This is a genomic window from Candidatus Thiodictyon syntrophicum, from assembly GCF_002813775.1.
Classification (GTDB): domain Bacteria; phylum Pseudomonadota; class Gammaproteobacteria; order Chromatiales; family Chromatiaceae; genus Thiodictyon; species Thiodictyon syntrophicum.
The window spans coordinates 5,219,488-5,233,821 of sequence record NZ_CP020370.1 but is presented as its reverse complement, the minus strand read 5'-3'; the positions used below and the strand labels follow the sequence as shown (position 1 = coordinate 5,233,821).

Here is a 14,334-nt window from a genome sequence, read left to right as displayed (position 1 = left end):
TCAACCCGCACCCTTGACGGCGCCCTTGTCGGGATCGAGCCGGGCGTAGACCTCCCGGCTCAGGCAGGCGATGGCGGTCTCGCACAGGATGGGTGACTCGTCCGCGGCGGTAATGAAGAAGACGTCGTCCACCTCGGCGCCGACGGTGGCGATCTTGGCGTTCTGCAGCCGGATGTTGCAGGTCTGGAAGACCTCGCCGACCTCGGCGAGCAGCCCGGGCCGGTCGAGCGTGTTGAGCCGCATGACGGTGCGGCGGTTGGCCTCGTCGACCGCGAAGCTGACCCGGGTCTCGATCGGAAAGTGACGGTGGCGCCGCGGCAGGCTGCGCGCCACCGCGATACCGCCGCTGGCATGGGCGCGCAGGTCCGCGGTGAGGGCGCCGCGGATCTCCTCCATGCGGTCTGAGTCGTTGACCGGGTGGCCGTCGAGATCCAGCACCTGATAGGTGTTGACGGCCATGTGGTCGTCGGTGGTCATGACGCGGGCGTCCATGATGCTCAGCCCCAACTGGTCCAGGAGCGCGGTGGTGCGGGCGAACAGGTTGGCGCGGTCGCTGGTGTAGATGAAGATCTCGGTGCCGCCGCGGGCGGTGACCGGGCGGATCATCACGAGCGGCAGGGCGCCGGGCGGCGTGTCCAGGATGAGGCGGGTCTGCCAGGCGATCTCGTCCGGGGAGTTGTGCAGGAAGAAGTCCAGGCTGAAGCGCCGCCACAGTCGGGTGCAGGCGTCGGGGTCGCCGCCATAGCGCTGGACCAGGCGTTTGGCCTCGTCCTGTTTCTGCGCGATCAGTTCCTCCTGGGCCTGGGGGTGCTCCAGCCCGCGCAGCAGGGCCCGCCGGGTGGCGTGGTAGAGCTCGCGCAGCAGCGCGTCGATCCAACTGTTCCAGCGCTCCGGGTTGGTGGCGCGCGAATCCGCCACGGTGAGCAGGTAGAGATAGTCGAGCCGGGTCTGCTCTCCGACCATCTCGGCGAAGGCTTGGATCACCTCCGGGTCGCTGATGTCCTTGCGCTGGGCGGTCATGGACATCAGCAGGTGTTTCTCCACCAGCCAGGCGACCAGGCGGCTGTCGAACTCCGAGAGTCCGTGCAGGCGGCAGAAGTCCCAGGCGTCGCGGGCGCCCAGTTGGGAGTGATCGCCACCGCGGCCCTTGGCGATGTCGTGGAAGAGCCCCGCCAGGTACAGGACCTCCAGTTTCGGGATGCGCAGGCTCACCGCGCTGCACAGGGGGAATTCCTCGGCGTGCTCGGGGACGGTGAAACGGCGCAGGTTGCGCAGCAGGGCGAGCGTGTGCTCGTCGACCGTGTAGACGTGGAACAGGTCGTATTGCATGCGCCCGACGATGTTGGCGAAGGGCGGGATATAGGCGGCGAGCACCCCGTAGCGGTTCATGCGTCGCAGCGAGTGGGTGATGCCCTGGGGTGCGCGCAGGCACTCCATGAAGAGACTGCGGGCGCGGATGTCGGCGCGAAAGGCGTCGTCGATGCGGTGGCGGTTCTCGCGGATGGAGCGGATGGTGCTGGCGCGCACGCCCGACAACTCGGGGTGGGTCTGGAGGAGGTAGAAGACCTCGAGCAGGGCGACCGGATAGCGCCGGAACACCGTCGGACAACTGATCTCCAGATAGCCGCTGCGCGACTGGAAGCGCTTGTTGATCGGGACCGGGGGGCCGATGTCGTCGTGCAGCAGGATGGCCTCGCGGAAGAGCTGCAGCAGCATCTCGTTCAGGCGGTTGAGTTCCTGCACGGTCCGGTAGTATTGCTGCATGAACTGCTCGACCGCGAGGTTGTTCTCCCCGTCGCTGAAGCCGAACTGGCGGGCCATGGTGCGCTGATAATCAAACAGCAACCGATCCTCGCGCCGCCCGGTGAGCCGATGCAGCGCGAAACGGATGCGCCACAGGTGGTTTTGCCCCTCGATCAGGGCCTGGTACTCGGGCTCGATGAGGAAACCCTGGGTCACCAGTTCGTGCAGGGTGGCGGCGGCGAAGTGCCGCTTGGCGACCCAGCCGATCATCTGGATGTCGCGCAGGCCCCCGGGGTTTTCCTTGATGTTGGGTTCCAGGTTGTAGGCGGTGTCGCCGTATTTGTGCCAGCGTGCCTGCTGTTCTTCGGTCTTGGCGGTGAAGAAGGCCTGACTGTCCCAGACCCGATCCGGGCCGGTGGCGCCGCGCATGCGCTCGAAGAGGGCCGCGTCGCCGGCCAGCAGGCGTGCCTCCATCAGGTTGGTCATCACGGTGACGTCGCCCGCCGCCTCGCTGACACATTCGGCGACGCTGCGCACGCTGTGCCCGACCTGCAGGCCGATGTCCCACAGGAAGGTCACCAACTGTTCCAACGGTTCCTGGAGCGCCGCCTCGACCGCGGGCTCGGCCAGGATCAGGATGTCGAGATCCGAGGCCGGGTGCAACTCCTGGCGGCCGTAACCGCCGACCGCGGCCAGGGCCAGGCCCGCGGGGGTGCCGACATGCCGGACCCAGACCTCGCGCAGGACCTGGTCGGTGAGTTCGCTCAGTGACAGCACCAGCGTGGTGACCGGCACCCCTTGGTCGAACTCCTTGAACAGGGCCTCGCGGCCGTCACGCAGTTGGCGGCGGTAGAGCGGAATCAGGTCACGCAGGTTCGGCGCCGCCGCGGCGTCGTCGGCCGGGACCGGGGCGGGGACGGCGCTCATGGGGCGGGGGCCGGGGCGCGCTCGTCGGCCCGCAGGGTCAGGACCTCATGGCCCTCCTCAGTGACCAGGAGCGTGTGTTCCCACTGGGCCGAGAGGCTGTGGTCCTTGGTCACCACGGTCCACCCGTCCGGGAGCAGCTTGATGAAGCGCTTGCCCGCGTTGACCATGGGTTCGATCGTGAAACACATCCCCGGGCGCAGGGTGAGCCCCTCCCCGGGCTTGCCGTAGTGCAGGACCTGGGGGTCCTCGTGGAACTCGCGTCCGATCCCGTGCCCGCAATACTCGCGCACCACCGAGTAGCCGTGGGCCTCCACGAACTGCTGGATGGCGTGACCCACGTCGCCCAGGGTGGCGCCGGGGCGCACCGCCGCGATGCCGCGCAACAGGGCCGCCCGGGTGACCCCGACCAGGCGTCTGGCCAGCACCGAGGGCTCGCCGACGAAGAACATCATGCTGGTATCGCCGTGGTAGCCGTCCTTGATCACGGTGATGTCGAGATTGATGATATCGCCCCGCTTCAGCCGCTTGTTGGCGGGGATGCCGTGGCACACCACATGGTTGACCGAGGTGCAGATCGAGCGGGGGAAGCCGCGGTAGTTCAGGGGGGCGGGCACAGTGTCCTGGACCTGCACCATGTACTCGTGGCAGCGGCGATCCAACTCGTCGGTGGTGACGCCGGGCTGGACGTGTTCGGCGATCATGTCGAGGACGTCTGCGGCCAGGCGCCCGGCGAGGCGCATCCGCTCGATCGCCTCGGGGGTCTTGATTTGCACGCTCATAGGGCCTTTGAATGCGTCCACCTGGTACCCGGATTATTAAGGAAAAAAGAGTGTTTGGTTCGCGCCGCCGTTGCTCGGGCGAAGCTGACTATGGTATAAAACGCGGCGCGTCGTCGCAAACGGACGCTGACCGGTGCCTGGGATGATACTCCGGTGCGCTCGGCCCCAGGGTTTCCCCGGAAGCGTTCACGCGGCAGGCTGCGCGTGCGCCGCGGGTTCGGAGATCAGGGCAGAGGATCGCCTATCCAAGCGAAAAACCATAGTTTTTCGCTTTATTTTTGGGGCCGGCCGAAAGACGTGCGGTCCTCCACTCCCGGGCCTGATATTACGAGCACCAGCCGCTGTTGCGGTCGGATATTCAACCACACACGCGTCGTCACATGTTGCCGGGTGCCCGCCGGGATCGCTGCCTGGGGGGTTGCTGCATGGGACGCGTGGAGGCCTAACCCAGAACATCGAGGAAACGATCGTGAGTCAAGTATCCATGCGCCAGATGCTGGAGGCCGGAGTCCATTTCGGCCACCAGACCCGTTACTGGAACCCCAAGATGGGTCCCTTCATCTTCGGGCACCGCAACAAGATCCATATCATTAACCTGGAGAAGACGGTCCCGCTCTTCCAGGACGCCTTGAATTTCATGAGTACCCTGTCTGCCAACGGCGGCAAGGTGCTGTTTGTCGGCACCAAGCGGGCGGCCCGCGATGCGGTGCGCGAGGAGGCCCTGCGCTGCGGCATGCCCTTCGTCAACCACCGCTGGCTGGGCGGCATGTTGACCAATTTCAAGACCATCCGCCAATCCATCAAGCGGTTGAAGGACCTGGAGGTAATGTTCGAGAGTGGGGGCATCGAGCGCTTCAACAAGAAGGAGGCGCTGGATCTGTCGCGCGAGCGCGACAAGCTGGAGCAGAGCCTGGGCGGTATCAAGGACATGGATGGCCTGCCGGACGCCATGTTCGTCATCGACGTGGGTCACGAAAAGAACGCCGTGACCGAGGCCAACAAGCTGGGCATCCCGGTGGTCGGCGTGGTCGACACCAACAACGACCCGAGCAAGGTCGATTACGTGATCCCCGGTAACGACGACGCCATCCGCGCCGTGCGTCTCTACATCGCCGGCACCGCCGATGCGGTCCTTGAGGGGCGTGATACGGCCGCCGGGATGGTGTCGGGCCGTGAAACCGAGTTCCGCGACGCCCCGGCGGGTCGGGATCAGGCCGCTTCGTAGGTCCGCGGGAGTTCCCTGCAGCGGGTAGTCGGCGGCCTGGCCGCCGACGCCTCGGCGACTGGTCCAAGACCGGTCCGCCTCAGTCTTCGGGACCGTCGCCCGCCGAGCGGGCAACACCCATTTTCGCCGCGCCTGGCCTCCGGCCGGGCGCGCCAGCAGTATGAGGAAGTCAGCCATGTCAATTGCAGCGGCGACCGTTAAAGAACTCCGCGAGCGCACCGGCGCGGGCATGATGGAGTGCAAGAAGGCCCTGGTGGAGGCGGCCGGCGACATCGAGGCGGCCATCGACGCCATGCGCAAGTCCGGCCAGGCCAAGGCGGCCAAGAAGTCCGGGCGCATCGCGGCCGAGGGGATGGTGGTCATCGAACTGGCCGCCGACGGCAAGCGCGGCGTCATGGTCGAGATCAACTGCGAGACCGATTTCGTCGCCAAGGACGCCAACTTCCAGGGCTTTGCGGCCAGCGTCGCCAAGACCGCCCTGGCCTGCGACGCGGTAGACGCCGCCGCCCTCCTGGAACTGCCGCTCGTCGATGACCCTGCGACCACGGTCAACGCGGCCCGCGAGGCCCTGATCACCAAGATCGGGGAAAACGTCCAGGTGCGGCGTCTGGTGCGCTTCGATGGCGTCGAGGGGACCCTCTACAGCTACCGCCACGGTGTGCGCATCGGCGTTGTTGTGGAGGTGATCGGCGGGGACGAGACCCTGGGGCGTGATCTGGCCATGCATGTGGCGGCGAGCAATCCCGTGTGTGTGAGCGCGGACGAGGTCCCGCCGGCAACGCTGGAGAAGGAGCGCGAGATCTTCCGTGCCCAGGCCTTGGACAGCGGCAAGCCGGCCGCCATCGTCGACAAGATGATCGAGGGCCGGGTGCGCAAGTTCATGGAGGAGGTGACGCTGCTGGGTCAGGCCTTCGTCAAGGACCCGGAGCAGACCGTCGAGAAGCTCTTGAAGCAGGCCGGTGCCGGGGTGCGGCGCTTCGCCCGGGTCGAGGTCGGCGAGGGCCTCGAGAAGCGTAATGAGAACTTCGCCGACGAGGTCGCGGCCCTGCAAAAGGATTGAAGATCGCGTGTGCCGGGCGGGGCGGTTCCGGCCGCCCGGCACCCGGGCGGTCGTCGCGGACCCGCGTCCGGCGGCCATGGCCAGATTCACCCTGAGTGACGAGAAGACCTTATGACCGCCCCGATCTACCGACGGATTCTGTTGAAGCTCAGCGGCGAGGCCTTGGCGGGCGGCGGCCGCGAGAGTATCGATCCGGACGTCCTCGAAGGCCTCGCCGGCGACGTGCGGGACTTGGTGGGCGAAGGGATTCAGGTGGCCCTGGTGATCGGCGGCGGCAACATCTTCCGCGGTGCCGGTTTGGCCGCCCGGGGGATGGACCGGGTGACCGGCGATCAGATTGGTATGCTGGCGACCCTGGTGAATGCGCTTGCCATGCAGGATGCCCTGGAGCGCCGCGGGGTGCCCACGCGGGTCATGTCGGCACTGTCGGTCGCCAGCGTGTGCGAGGACCACAGCCCGCGGCGGGCGCTGCGGCATCTGGCGCAGAGGCGGGTGGTGATCTTTGCCGCCGGCACCGGAAACCCCTTTTTCACGACGGATTCGGCGGCGAGTCTGCGGGCCATCGAGATCGGCGCGGACCTGCTGATCAAGGCGACCAAGGTGGACGGCATCTATTCCGCCGACCCCCTGCGCGTCGCGGACGCGACCTTCTATCCCCGAATCAGTTACGATCGCGCCCTGCGTGAGGGCTTGCAGGTCATGGACACCACGGCCATCGTGCTGTGCCGCGACCACGGCATGGCGCTGCGCGTGATGAATATCAACGAGCCGGGGGCCCTGCTGCGCCTGCTGCGCGGCGACGACGTGGGCTCCCTGGTGGTAAGTGGTGACTGAAGATGATCAATGACATCAAGAAAGACGCGGCGACCCGGATGGCCAAGAGCGTGGAGGCACTGGCGCACGAATTGGCCAAGATCCGCACCGGGCGGGCGCACCCGGCGCTGCTGGACCACGTCATGGTGTCCTACTACGGCTCGGAGATGCCGATCCGGCAGGTCGCCAACGTCATCGCCGAGGACGCGCGGACGCTCGCCGTGACACCCTGGGAAAAGGGGATGGTGCAGGCGGTCGAAAAGGCGATCATGCAGTCCGATCTCGGCCTCAATCCGAACACCGCGGGCACCGTGATCCGGGTCCCCATGCCGCCGCTGACCGAGGAGCGGCGCCGCGACCTGATCAAGGTGGCGCGCCACGAGACCGAACAGGCGCGGGTCGCGCTTCGCAACATCCGTCGCGACGCCAATGCCGAACTGAAGGACATGGTGAAGGAAAAGATGATCTCCGAGGACGACGAACGCCGCGGCCAGGACATCGTGCAGAAGCTGACCGATCAGTACGTCAAGGAGGTGGACGATGCGCTCGCCGCCAAGGAAACCGACCTGATGTCCATCTGAGGCGCGCCCCGCAGCCGACGCAACAACACGTGGACACGGTATCCCCCGACAGCGGGGCACACGATGATCAGCGGCGCGTCCCTCAGCATGTTGCCATCATCATGGACGGCAACGGTCGCTGGGCCAATCAGCGCAATCGCGCCCGCACCTGGGGGCACCGCGAGGGCGTGAAGAGTGTGCGCGCGGTGGTGGAGGAATCGGTGCGTCGCGGGGTCGGGACCCTTACCCTGTTCGCCTTCAGCAGCGAGAACTGGCGCCGCCCGCCGGCTGAGGTCAGTATCCTCATGGATCTCTTCATGAGCACGCTGCGCGGCGAGGTGCGGCGGCTCAACGACAACGGCGTGCGTCTGCGCGTGATCGGGGAGCGCGGCGCCTTCAGCGAGAAGCTGCAGCGCCGCATCGCCGAGGCGGAGGACGTGACCGCTAATAACAGGTCCCTCAACCTCCAGGTGGCGGCCAACTATGGCGGGCGCTGGGATATCACGCAGGCGACCCGGCGGGTCTTGTCCGACGTGGCGGCCAATCGACTCGACCCCGCCGCGGTGGATGAAAAGGCCATCGCCGCGCGGCTGTCCTTTGCGGACCTGCCCGACCCGGATCTCTTTATCCGTACCGGGGGTGAGAAGCGTCTGAGCAACTTCATCCTGTGGCAGTCGGCCTACGCCGAACTGTATTTCACCGATCTCCTCTGGCCCGAGTTCGGTGCCGCCGCCTACGGCCTGGCCCTGGACGACTTCGCCCAGCGCCAGCGTCGTTTCGGCCTGACCGGGGAACAGGTGGCGAACCGTTCCGGGGTGGATGATTATGAGCGGCGGTAACGTCGTGACGGCCGCCGGCGCGCTGCGTGTGCGCACCGCGACGGCCTTCACCCTGGGGCCCCTGGTGATGGCCGCGGTTCTGTGGTTGCCGGCACCGGGATTCGCCGTCTTCATCGCCCTGGTGATTCTGGTCGGTGCCTGGGAATGGAGCGGGCTTACCGGCATCGCGGCCCGGGCCGGGCGGGCGGCCTACGTCATCCTGGTTGCCGGGGGTCTGGCGGGGCTTTGGTTTGCGCCCCAGTGGCGTTTCGGGCTGGTCGTCGTCGGTGGCGCCTGGTGGGCCATCCAGAGCGTACTCCTGGCGCGCGTGCGGCGCATTGATCCTCGCTTGGGGTTGGACGGTGCGGGTGCGCTGTCCGGACTCCTGGTACTCTGCGTCGCTTGGGCGGCCCTGGTCGAACTGCACGCCTTCGATCCCGCGGGGGCGGCCCTGGTCGCGCTGCACGGTTTCGTCGCCGCGGGGCCGGCCCTGGTCCTGTTTCTGTTGTTGCTGATCTGGTTTGCCGACTCGGCGGCCTATTTCGCCGGCCGGCGCTGGGGCGGGACCAAACTGGCCCCGGTCTTGAGTCCCGGCAAGACCCGCGCCGGTGTCTACGGGGCCTTGGCGCTGGCCGGGGTCGGCGGCCTGGCCCTGGGCTATCTGCTGGCCCCGGGGAGCGGCGGCACCTGGTCGGCGGTCCTGGTGTGTGCCGTGACGGTGCTCATGTCAGTCGTCGGCGACCTCTATGAAAGCCTGCTCAAGCGTCGGCGCGGCGTCAAAGACTCGGGGCAATTGCTGCCCGGACACGGCGGCCTCCTGGACCGTATCGACAGTTTGACCGCGGCAGCGCCGCTGTTCCTGCTCGGCCTCACTCTTATCGCGGTGGTAAATCCATGATCGGCGTTGCTGTACTCGGTTCCACCGGCTCCATTGGCCTCAGCACGCTCGACGTGCTGGGGCGTCACCCGGAGCGCTTCCAGGTCGTGGCCCTGACCGCGAACCGCAACGCGGAGCTGCTGGCGGAGCAGTGTCGATGCTATCGGCCGGCCGTTGCGGCCATGGCCGATCCCGCGGCCGCCCGGCGGCTCCAATCCCTGCTCGCGGGGATGTCCGGGGCGCCCGAGGTCCTGGCCGGGATCGAAGGGCTGGAGCAGGTCGCGGCCCTGCCGCAGGCGCCCTATGTGATGGCCGCCATCGTCGGTGCCGCGGGGCTGCGCCCGAGCCTGGCGGCGGCCCGGGCCGGCAAGCGCGTCCTGCTGGCGAACAAGGAGGCCCTGGTGATGGCGGGGGCGCTGTTCATGGACGCGGTGGCGGAGAGTGGTGCCGAACTGTTGCCGATCGACAGCGAACACAACGCCATCTTCCAGTGCCTGCCGACAGGGTTTCGCGCCGGTCTGGCGCAGGTCGGCGTGGCGCAGATTCTGCTTACCGCCTCCGGTGGTCCGTTCCGCGATTGGTCCGTGGAGCAGATTGCCGCGGTGACCCCGGAGCAAGCCTGTGCTCATCCGGTCTGGAGTATGGGGCGCAAGATCTCGGTCGATTCGGCCACCCTGATGAACAAGGGGCTGGAGGTGATCGAGGCCTGCTGGCTCTTCGGTACCGGACCGGAGCGGGTCACTGTGGTGGTCCACCCGCAGAGCACCGTGCATTCCCTGGTCCAATACAAGGACGGATCGGTCCTGGCCGAGATGGGCAATCCGGACATGCGCACACCTATCGCTCACGCCCTGGCCTGGCCGGAGCGGTTCGACTCCGGGGTCGCACCGCTGGACCTGGTGGCGCTGGGCCGACTGGACTTTCAGGCCCCGGACCCGGGGCGCTTCCCCTGCCTGCGGCTTGCCTTCGAGGCCGCGCGGGCGGGCGATTCCGCCCCCTTGGTGTTGAATGCGTCCAACGAGGTCGCCGTGGCCGCCTTTCTGGAGGGTCGGGTGGGCTTCCCCGGCATCGCCCGGGTGGTGGAGGAGACGCTTGCGTCGTCGCCGGCGCAGGCGGTGGTCGGTCAGGACCTGGCCTTCCTCATCGATCTGGACCGGCGCGCCCGCGCCACGGCCGAACAGCTGATCGCCACCGGGTCGGTCTAGCGCGCCATGTCAGCCACCTTATTGCAGGAAGTCGGCTATTTCCTGGTCGCCCTGGCGATCTTGATTACCGTTCATGAGTTAGGGCATTTTGCGGTCGCGCGGCTGCTCGGCGTCGGGGTCATCCGCTTCTCGGTCGGTTTCGGGCGGCCCTTGCTGCGCTGGCAGCGCTGTGCGGATACGACCGAGTATGTGCTGGCGGCCATCCCGCTGGGCGGCTATGTGAAGATGGTCGATGAGCGCGAGGACGAGGTGCCCCCGGCGCGACTCCACCTGGCCTTCAATCGTCAGCCCCTGTGGCGGCGCGTGGCGATCGTCGCGGCGGGGCCGGCAGCGAATCTGCTGTTCGCCGTCCTCGCGTATTGGGTCATCTTCATGGCCGGCGAGAGCGGTGTGCGGGCGGTGGTGGCGTCGGTGGAGCCGGACTCGATCGCGGCCCAGGGCGGGTTCCAGGCGGGGGACCGGTTGTTGCGGGTGGGCAACCGTGAGGCGACCATCTGGGATCATGCGGTGTTCGCCTTCATGGCCGAGGCGGGCTCCGGCGATGACCTCCGCGTCACGGTTCGCGACGCCGAGGGGCGCGAGCAGGACCGCCTGGTCGACGGCCAACGGATGGCCGCGCTGCCCGAAGACGCCAGCCTCATCGCGGGCCTTGGACTGAACCCGCGACCGCCGCGGCTACCCGCGGTGGTCGGGGACCTGGTCCCGGGTGAGCCGGCGCAGCGCGCCGGCCTCCAACCGGGGGATCGCATCCTGGTGGCGGACGGTGAGCCGGTGCGGGACTGGGCGCACTGGGTGGAGATGGTCCAGGCCCGGCCGGGCAAAGAGATCGTGGTCGCGATTGAGCGTGCCGGGGCGCCCGTGACCCTGCGGTTGACCCCGCGCGCCGTCGAGAAGGACGGCAAGTCGGTCGGGCGCATCGGGGCCGGGGTGCTGCTGGATCGCGTCGAGATCCGTTACGGGCCGCTCGCCGCGCTGGCGGCCGCGTCCCACAAGACCCTGGACATGAGCCTGCTCACCGTGCGGGTGATCGCGCGGATGCTGGTCGGTCGGGCCTCGGTGGAGAATCTCAGTGGTCCGATCACCATGGCGAAGGTCGCGGGACAGACCGCCAACGCCGGGTGGGACGCGTTTGTCAAATTCCTGGCCGTGGTCAGCATCAGCCTGGGGGTCTTGAACCTGCTGCCGATCCCGGTCCTGGACGGCGGCCACCTGCTGTTCTTTTTCATCGAATGGGTCAAGGGCAGTCCGCTGTCGGAGTATGCCCAGTTGCAGGGTCAGAAGGTCGGGATCGTCCTGATCGCCGCCCTCATGGGTCTGGCCTTCTTCGTGGACCTGTCGCGGCTCTTTGGTTAGCAGTTGCCGATCCCGTATACTAGCGCCCTTGGCGACCTGAAAAATCCCCCACGCGGCGATTCTTCACGTCACGCAACGAACCTGCCCGAGCGCGGGCAGATTCCGGTCGGTCCCATTTTCGGGCAACTAACAATGGCGGGGCCAGCCGGTCCCACGTGGGTGCCGTGATGTTCGCGGTGCCCTTTAGTAACGAGTTAAGAACAAGTTAAACACCATCGTTGTCGTTGTCGTTGTCGTAATCGGAGAAGCGATGCAATTCGGGGTGCGAGAGCATCTGCGGCGCTACGATAACCTCGATTACGACAACGACAACGACAACGACGCTAAAGGCATTCGCTGATCGACTTGTTTAACTTATTGGTGAACCGTTCCTTAGTCGCGGCCCCGATCCGGGCGGCGTCTCGACCCTGGGGGAGTACTCCTTGCACCTAGCATTTGCTGACATCGGCGGCGGTCGGCGTCTGCCCCTCGTTGCCTTCCTGCTCCTGTTCTGCGCCGCGGTGTCGGCGCAGCAGTTTCAGATTGCCGATATCCGGGTCGAAGGTCTGCAGCGCATTGCGCCCGGCACCGTCTTCAATTATTTGCCGGTGCAGGTCGGCGACACCGTGGGGGATGATGTTACCGGCAATATCATTCGCGCTCTCTATCAGACCGGCTTTTTCGATGATGTCCGGGTCGAGCGGGAGGGTAATGTCCTGGTCCTGACGGTACAGGAGCGTCCCTCGATCGCCAAGATCGAGTTTGTCGGCAACCAGGATATCGACGAGGCGACGCTGCGTAAGGCGATGGACGAGATCGGCCTGAAGGAGGGGCGGGTGTTCAACCGCTCGGTGTTGGATCGCATCGAGCAGGAGTTGGAGCGCCAGTATTATTCGCGCGGCAAGTACGGCGTCCTGGTCGTCTCCACGGTCTCTCCGCAGGAGCGTAACCGGGTGGCGATCCGCATCGACGTGACCGAGGGCCTCACTGCCCGTATCAAGCAGATCAATCTCATCGGGAACAAGGCCTTTGCCACCCCGCAACTGCTCAAGCAGTTTGAGTTGGGTGCCACCACCTGGCATTCCTTCTATTCCAAGAACGATCAATACTCGAAGCAGAAGCTCGCGGGCGACCTGGAGCGTCTGCGCTCATTCTATCTCGACCGCGGCTACATCAAGTTCGACATCAAATCGACCCAGGTCTCGATCAGTCCCGACAAGAAAGAGATCTACGTGACGGTGGTGCTCGACGAGGGCAGCCCCTATACGATCAGCGACATCAAGTTGGCGGGCGAGGCGGCGGTGCCGGTGACCAAGGTTTTTCCCCTGATCCAATTGCGCCGTGGTGAGCCGTTCTCGCGCAAGCTGACGACCGAGAGCTCCGAGCGCATCTCCAGCCTGCTCGGCGACGAGGGCTATGCCTTCGCCAATGTCAATGCGGTCCCCGAGGTCAACGATACGGCCAAGCAGGTGACGGTCACCTTCTTCGTGGACCCGGGCAAGCGGGTCTATGTCCGGCGCGTCAACATGAAGGGGAATACGCGCACCCGTGACGAGGTGTTGCGACGCGAGATGCGCCAACTGGAGAGCGCCTGGTTCTCCGCGGCCCTGGTCAAGGAGTCGCGCGAGCGGCTCAATCGTCTGGGCTATTTTGACGATGTCACCACCGAAACACCGGCGGTGGCCGGCTCCGCCGATCAGGTGGACGTCAATGTCACGGTCCGGGAGAAGCCCGCGGGCAATCTGATGGCCGGCATCGGCTACTCCCAGTCCCAGGGCGTGCTGTTGAACGCGAGCATCAATCAGAACAATTTTCTCGGCACCGGCAAACGCGTCTCCCTGGCGTTCAATACCAGCCAGGCGAGCACCCTCTATTCGCTCAGCTACCAAAATCCCTATTATACTGCCGACGGTATCAGCCGCGGTTTCGAGCTGTCGTATCGGGCGACGGATTTCAGTCAGTTGACCGATACGAGTTACGCGACCTACACGACGGATACCGGCATCGCCGGGATGAATTTCGGGTTGCCGATTTCAAAGACCAGCCGCGCCGGTTTTGCGCTGCGCTACCAATACACCAATATCCAGTACAATCCACTGACCGCTTTTTTCTACGCGCCGCAGGTTTACGCCTTCGTGGAGCAGAACGGCCAGACTTTCAACGATTTCATCATGAGCGCGAGCTATACCGACGACACGCGCGACAAGGCGGTATTCGCGACCAAGGGCTATTTGCACTCGCTGCACGGTGAACTCGCGATCCCGGGGAGCAGTCTGACCTACTACCGGGTCGGCTATGAGGGCACCCGCTACATCCCCCTGACCAAGCGCTTCGTGCTCTCCCTGTCCACGGAGTTGGGCTACGGGGCCGGGTACGGCGACCTGACCGCGCTGCCGTTTTTCTTTAATTATTACGCGGGCGGGCCGCGCTCGGTGCGCGGGTACCAGGCCAACACCCTGGGGCCGCGCGAACTCTCCATCAACTATAACCCCACGGGCGGTAACACCAAGATCGTCGGCAGTATCGAACTGTTGGTGTCACCGCCGGTCGGCGGCGATCTGGAGAAGACCCTGCGCTTCGGGCTCTTTCTCGACGGGGGCAATGTCTGGGTCACGCAAGACAACCCCCTGATATACCCAACCGGATTTAATCTCGACGAGATGCGCTTCTCCGCCGGCCTGTCCGCCAGTTGGCTGTCGCCGATCGGTGCCCTGTCCCTCAGTCTGGGCTTCCCGCTGAACGAGAAGCCGGGCGATGAGACCCAGGTCTTCCAGTTCGGGGTCGGCCAGACCTTTTAGTCCGGAAAGAACGGATAAGCCGCAAATGACGCAACCGGACGCAACTGATCATGAGGCTGGCGAGCGCTGTCCAGGCACTTGCCGGGGGCGCCCCAGGGTATCGCCAAGCAACAGTGTTATCAGCGTTTTTTCACGTTCAGTCGCGGCCGCACTCGCTGCTTGGGGGGCGGCTGCGAACCGGCAGCCGGCGGCCGTCG

Annotated in this window: 11 protein-coding genes; 9 read left to right on the top strand and 2 right to left on the bottom strand. The window is 66.1% G+C overall.

The window, feature by feature from the left end; genetic code table 11:
- Both glnD and map read right to left on the bottom strand, forming a co-directional pair.
- Window positions 1-2,670 (bottom strand): [protein-PII] uridylyltransferase, encoded by a 2,670-nt coding sequence (glnD, locus tag THSYN_RS22050; protein ID WP_100921020.1) that lies wholly within the window; start codon window positions 2,668-2,670, stop codon window positions 1-3.
- Window positions 2,667-3,449: a type I methionyl aminopeptidase gene (gene map, locus THSYN_RS22045; RefSeq protein WP_100921019.1), complete on the bottom strand. Its 783-nt coding sequence runs from the start codon at window positions 3,447-3,449 to the stop codon at window positions 2,667-2,669. The genes glnD and map overlap by 4 nt, the downstream gene beginning before the upstream one ends.
- Before the next feature lie 484 nt (window positions 3,450-3,933).
- Between map and rpsB the strand changes: the two genes are divergently transcribed.
- The 9 genes from rpsB (at window position 3,934) to bamA (ending at window position 14,137) form a co-directional block, all read left to right on the top strand.
- Window positions 3,934-4,674, top strand: a complete 741-nt coding sequence (gene rpsB / locus THSYN_RS22040) for a 30S ribosomal protein S2 (RefSeq protein ID WP_172965386.1) — start codon at window positions 3,934-3,936, stop codon at window positions 4,672-4,674.
- A 175-nt stretch (window positions 4,675-4,849) separates the two neighbouring features.
- The gene (tsf, locus tag THSYN_RS22035; RefSeq protein ID WP_100921017.1) at window positions 4,850-5,734 is read left to right on the top strand and encodes a translation elongation factor Ts; all 885 of its coding nucleotides are present in this window, start codon (window positions 4,850-4,852) and stop codon (window positions 5,732-5,734) included.
- A 111-nt stretch (window positions 5,735-5,845) separates the two neighbouring features.
- Window positions 5,846-6,568 (top strand): UMP kinase, encoded by a 723-nt coding sequence (pyrH, locus tag THSYN_RS22030; protein WP_100921016.1) that lies wholly within the window; start codon window positions 5,846-5,848, stop codon window positions 6,566-6,568.
- Between the two features lie 2 nt (window positions 6,569-6,570).
- Window positions 6,571-7,128 carry a ribosome recycling factor gene (gene frr, locus THSYN_RS22025; protein WP_100921015.1) on the top strand — a complete coding sequence of 186 codons (558 nt, stop codon included), beginning with the start codon at window positions 6,571-6,573 and terminating at the stop codon, window positions 7,126-7,128.
- A gap of 101 nt (window positions 7,129-7,229) precedes the next feature.
- Complete coding sequence (gene uppS / locus THSYN_RS22020) at window positions 7,230-7,946, top strand: polyprenyl diphosphate synthase (RefSeq protein WP_100921014.1); 717 nt, start codon at window positions 7,230-7,232, stop codon at window positions 7,944-7,946.
- A complete protein-coding gene (locus tag THSYN_RS22015) occupies window positions 7,933-8,823 on the top strand; it encodes a phosphatidate cytidylyltransferase (RefSeq protein WP_100921013.1) in 891 nt (296 codons plus the stop codon). The genes uppS and THSYN_RS22015 overlap by 14 nt, the downstream gene beginning before the upstream one ends.
- Window positions 8,820-10,007: a 1-deoxy-D-xylulose-5-phosphate reductoisomerase gene (ispC, locus tag THSYN_RS22010; protein ID WP_100921012.1), complete on the top strand. Its 1,188-nt coding sequence runs from the start codon at window positions 8,820-8,822 to the stop codon at window positions 10,005-10,007. Before THSYN_RS22015 ends, ispC begins: the two co-directional genes overlap by 4 nt.
- 6 nt (window positions 10,008-10,013) lie before the next feature.
- Complete coding sequence (gene rseP / locus THSYN_RS22005) at window positions 10,014-11,360, top strand: RIP metalloprotease RseP (protein WP_100921011.1); 1,347 nt, start codon at window positions 10,014-10,016, stop codon at window positions 11,358-11,360.
- Window positions 11,361-11,782: 422 nt separating this feature from the next.
- Window positions 11,783-14,137, top strand: a complete 2,355-nt coding sequence (gene bamA, locus THSYN_RS22000) for an outer membrane protein assembly factor BamA (protein WP_418219892.1) — start codon at window positions 11,783-11,785, stop codon at window positions 14,135-14,137.
- The last annotated feature ends 197 nt before the right edge of the window (window positions 14,138-14,334 follow it).

What these genes read in the sequence shown, in the direction of transcription:
- THSYN_RS22015 (WP_100921013.1), top strand. Translation starts at nt 7,933, where the DNA reads ATGAGCGGCGGTAACGTCGTGACGGCCGCCGGCGCGCTGCGTGTGCGC.
- frr (WP_100921015.1), top strand. Translation starts at nt 6,571, where the DNA reads ATGATCAATGACATCAAGAAAGACGCGGCGACCCGGATGGCCAAGAGC.
- glnD (WP_100921020.1), bottom strand. Translation starts at nt 2,670, where the DNA reads ATGAGCGCCGTCCCCGCCCCGGTCCCGGCCGACGACGCCGCGGCGGCG.
- tsf (WP_100921017.1), top strand. Translation starts at nt 4,850, where the DNA reads ATGTCAATTGCAGCGGCGACCGTTAAAGAACTCCGCGAGCGCACCGGC.
- ispC (WP_100921012.1), top strand. Translation starts at nt 8,820, where the DNA reads ATGATCGGCGTTGCTGTACTCGGTTCCACCGGCTCCATTGGCCTCAGC.
- uppS (WP_100921014.1), top strand. Translation starts at nt 7,230, where the DNA reads ATGGACGGCAACGGTCGCTGGGCCAATCAGCGCAATCGCGCCCGCACC.
- rseP (WP_100921011.1), top strand. Translation starts at nt 10,014, where the DNA reads ATGTCAGCCACCTTATTGCAGGAAGTCGGCTATTTCCTGGTCGCCCTG.
- map (WP_100921019.1), bottom strand. Translation starts at nt 3,449, where the DNA reads ATGAGCGTGCAAATCAAGACCCCCGAGGCGATCGAGCGGATGCGCCTC.
- rpsB (WP_172965386.1), top strand. Translation starts at nt 3,934, where the DNA reads ATGCGCCAGATGCTGGAGGCCGGAGTCCATTTCGGCCACCAGACCCGT.
- pyrH (WP_100921016.1), top strand. Translation starts at nt 5,846, where the DNA reads ATGACCGCCCCGATCTACCGACGGATTCTGTTGAAGCTCAGCGGCGAG.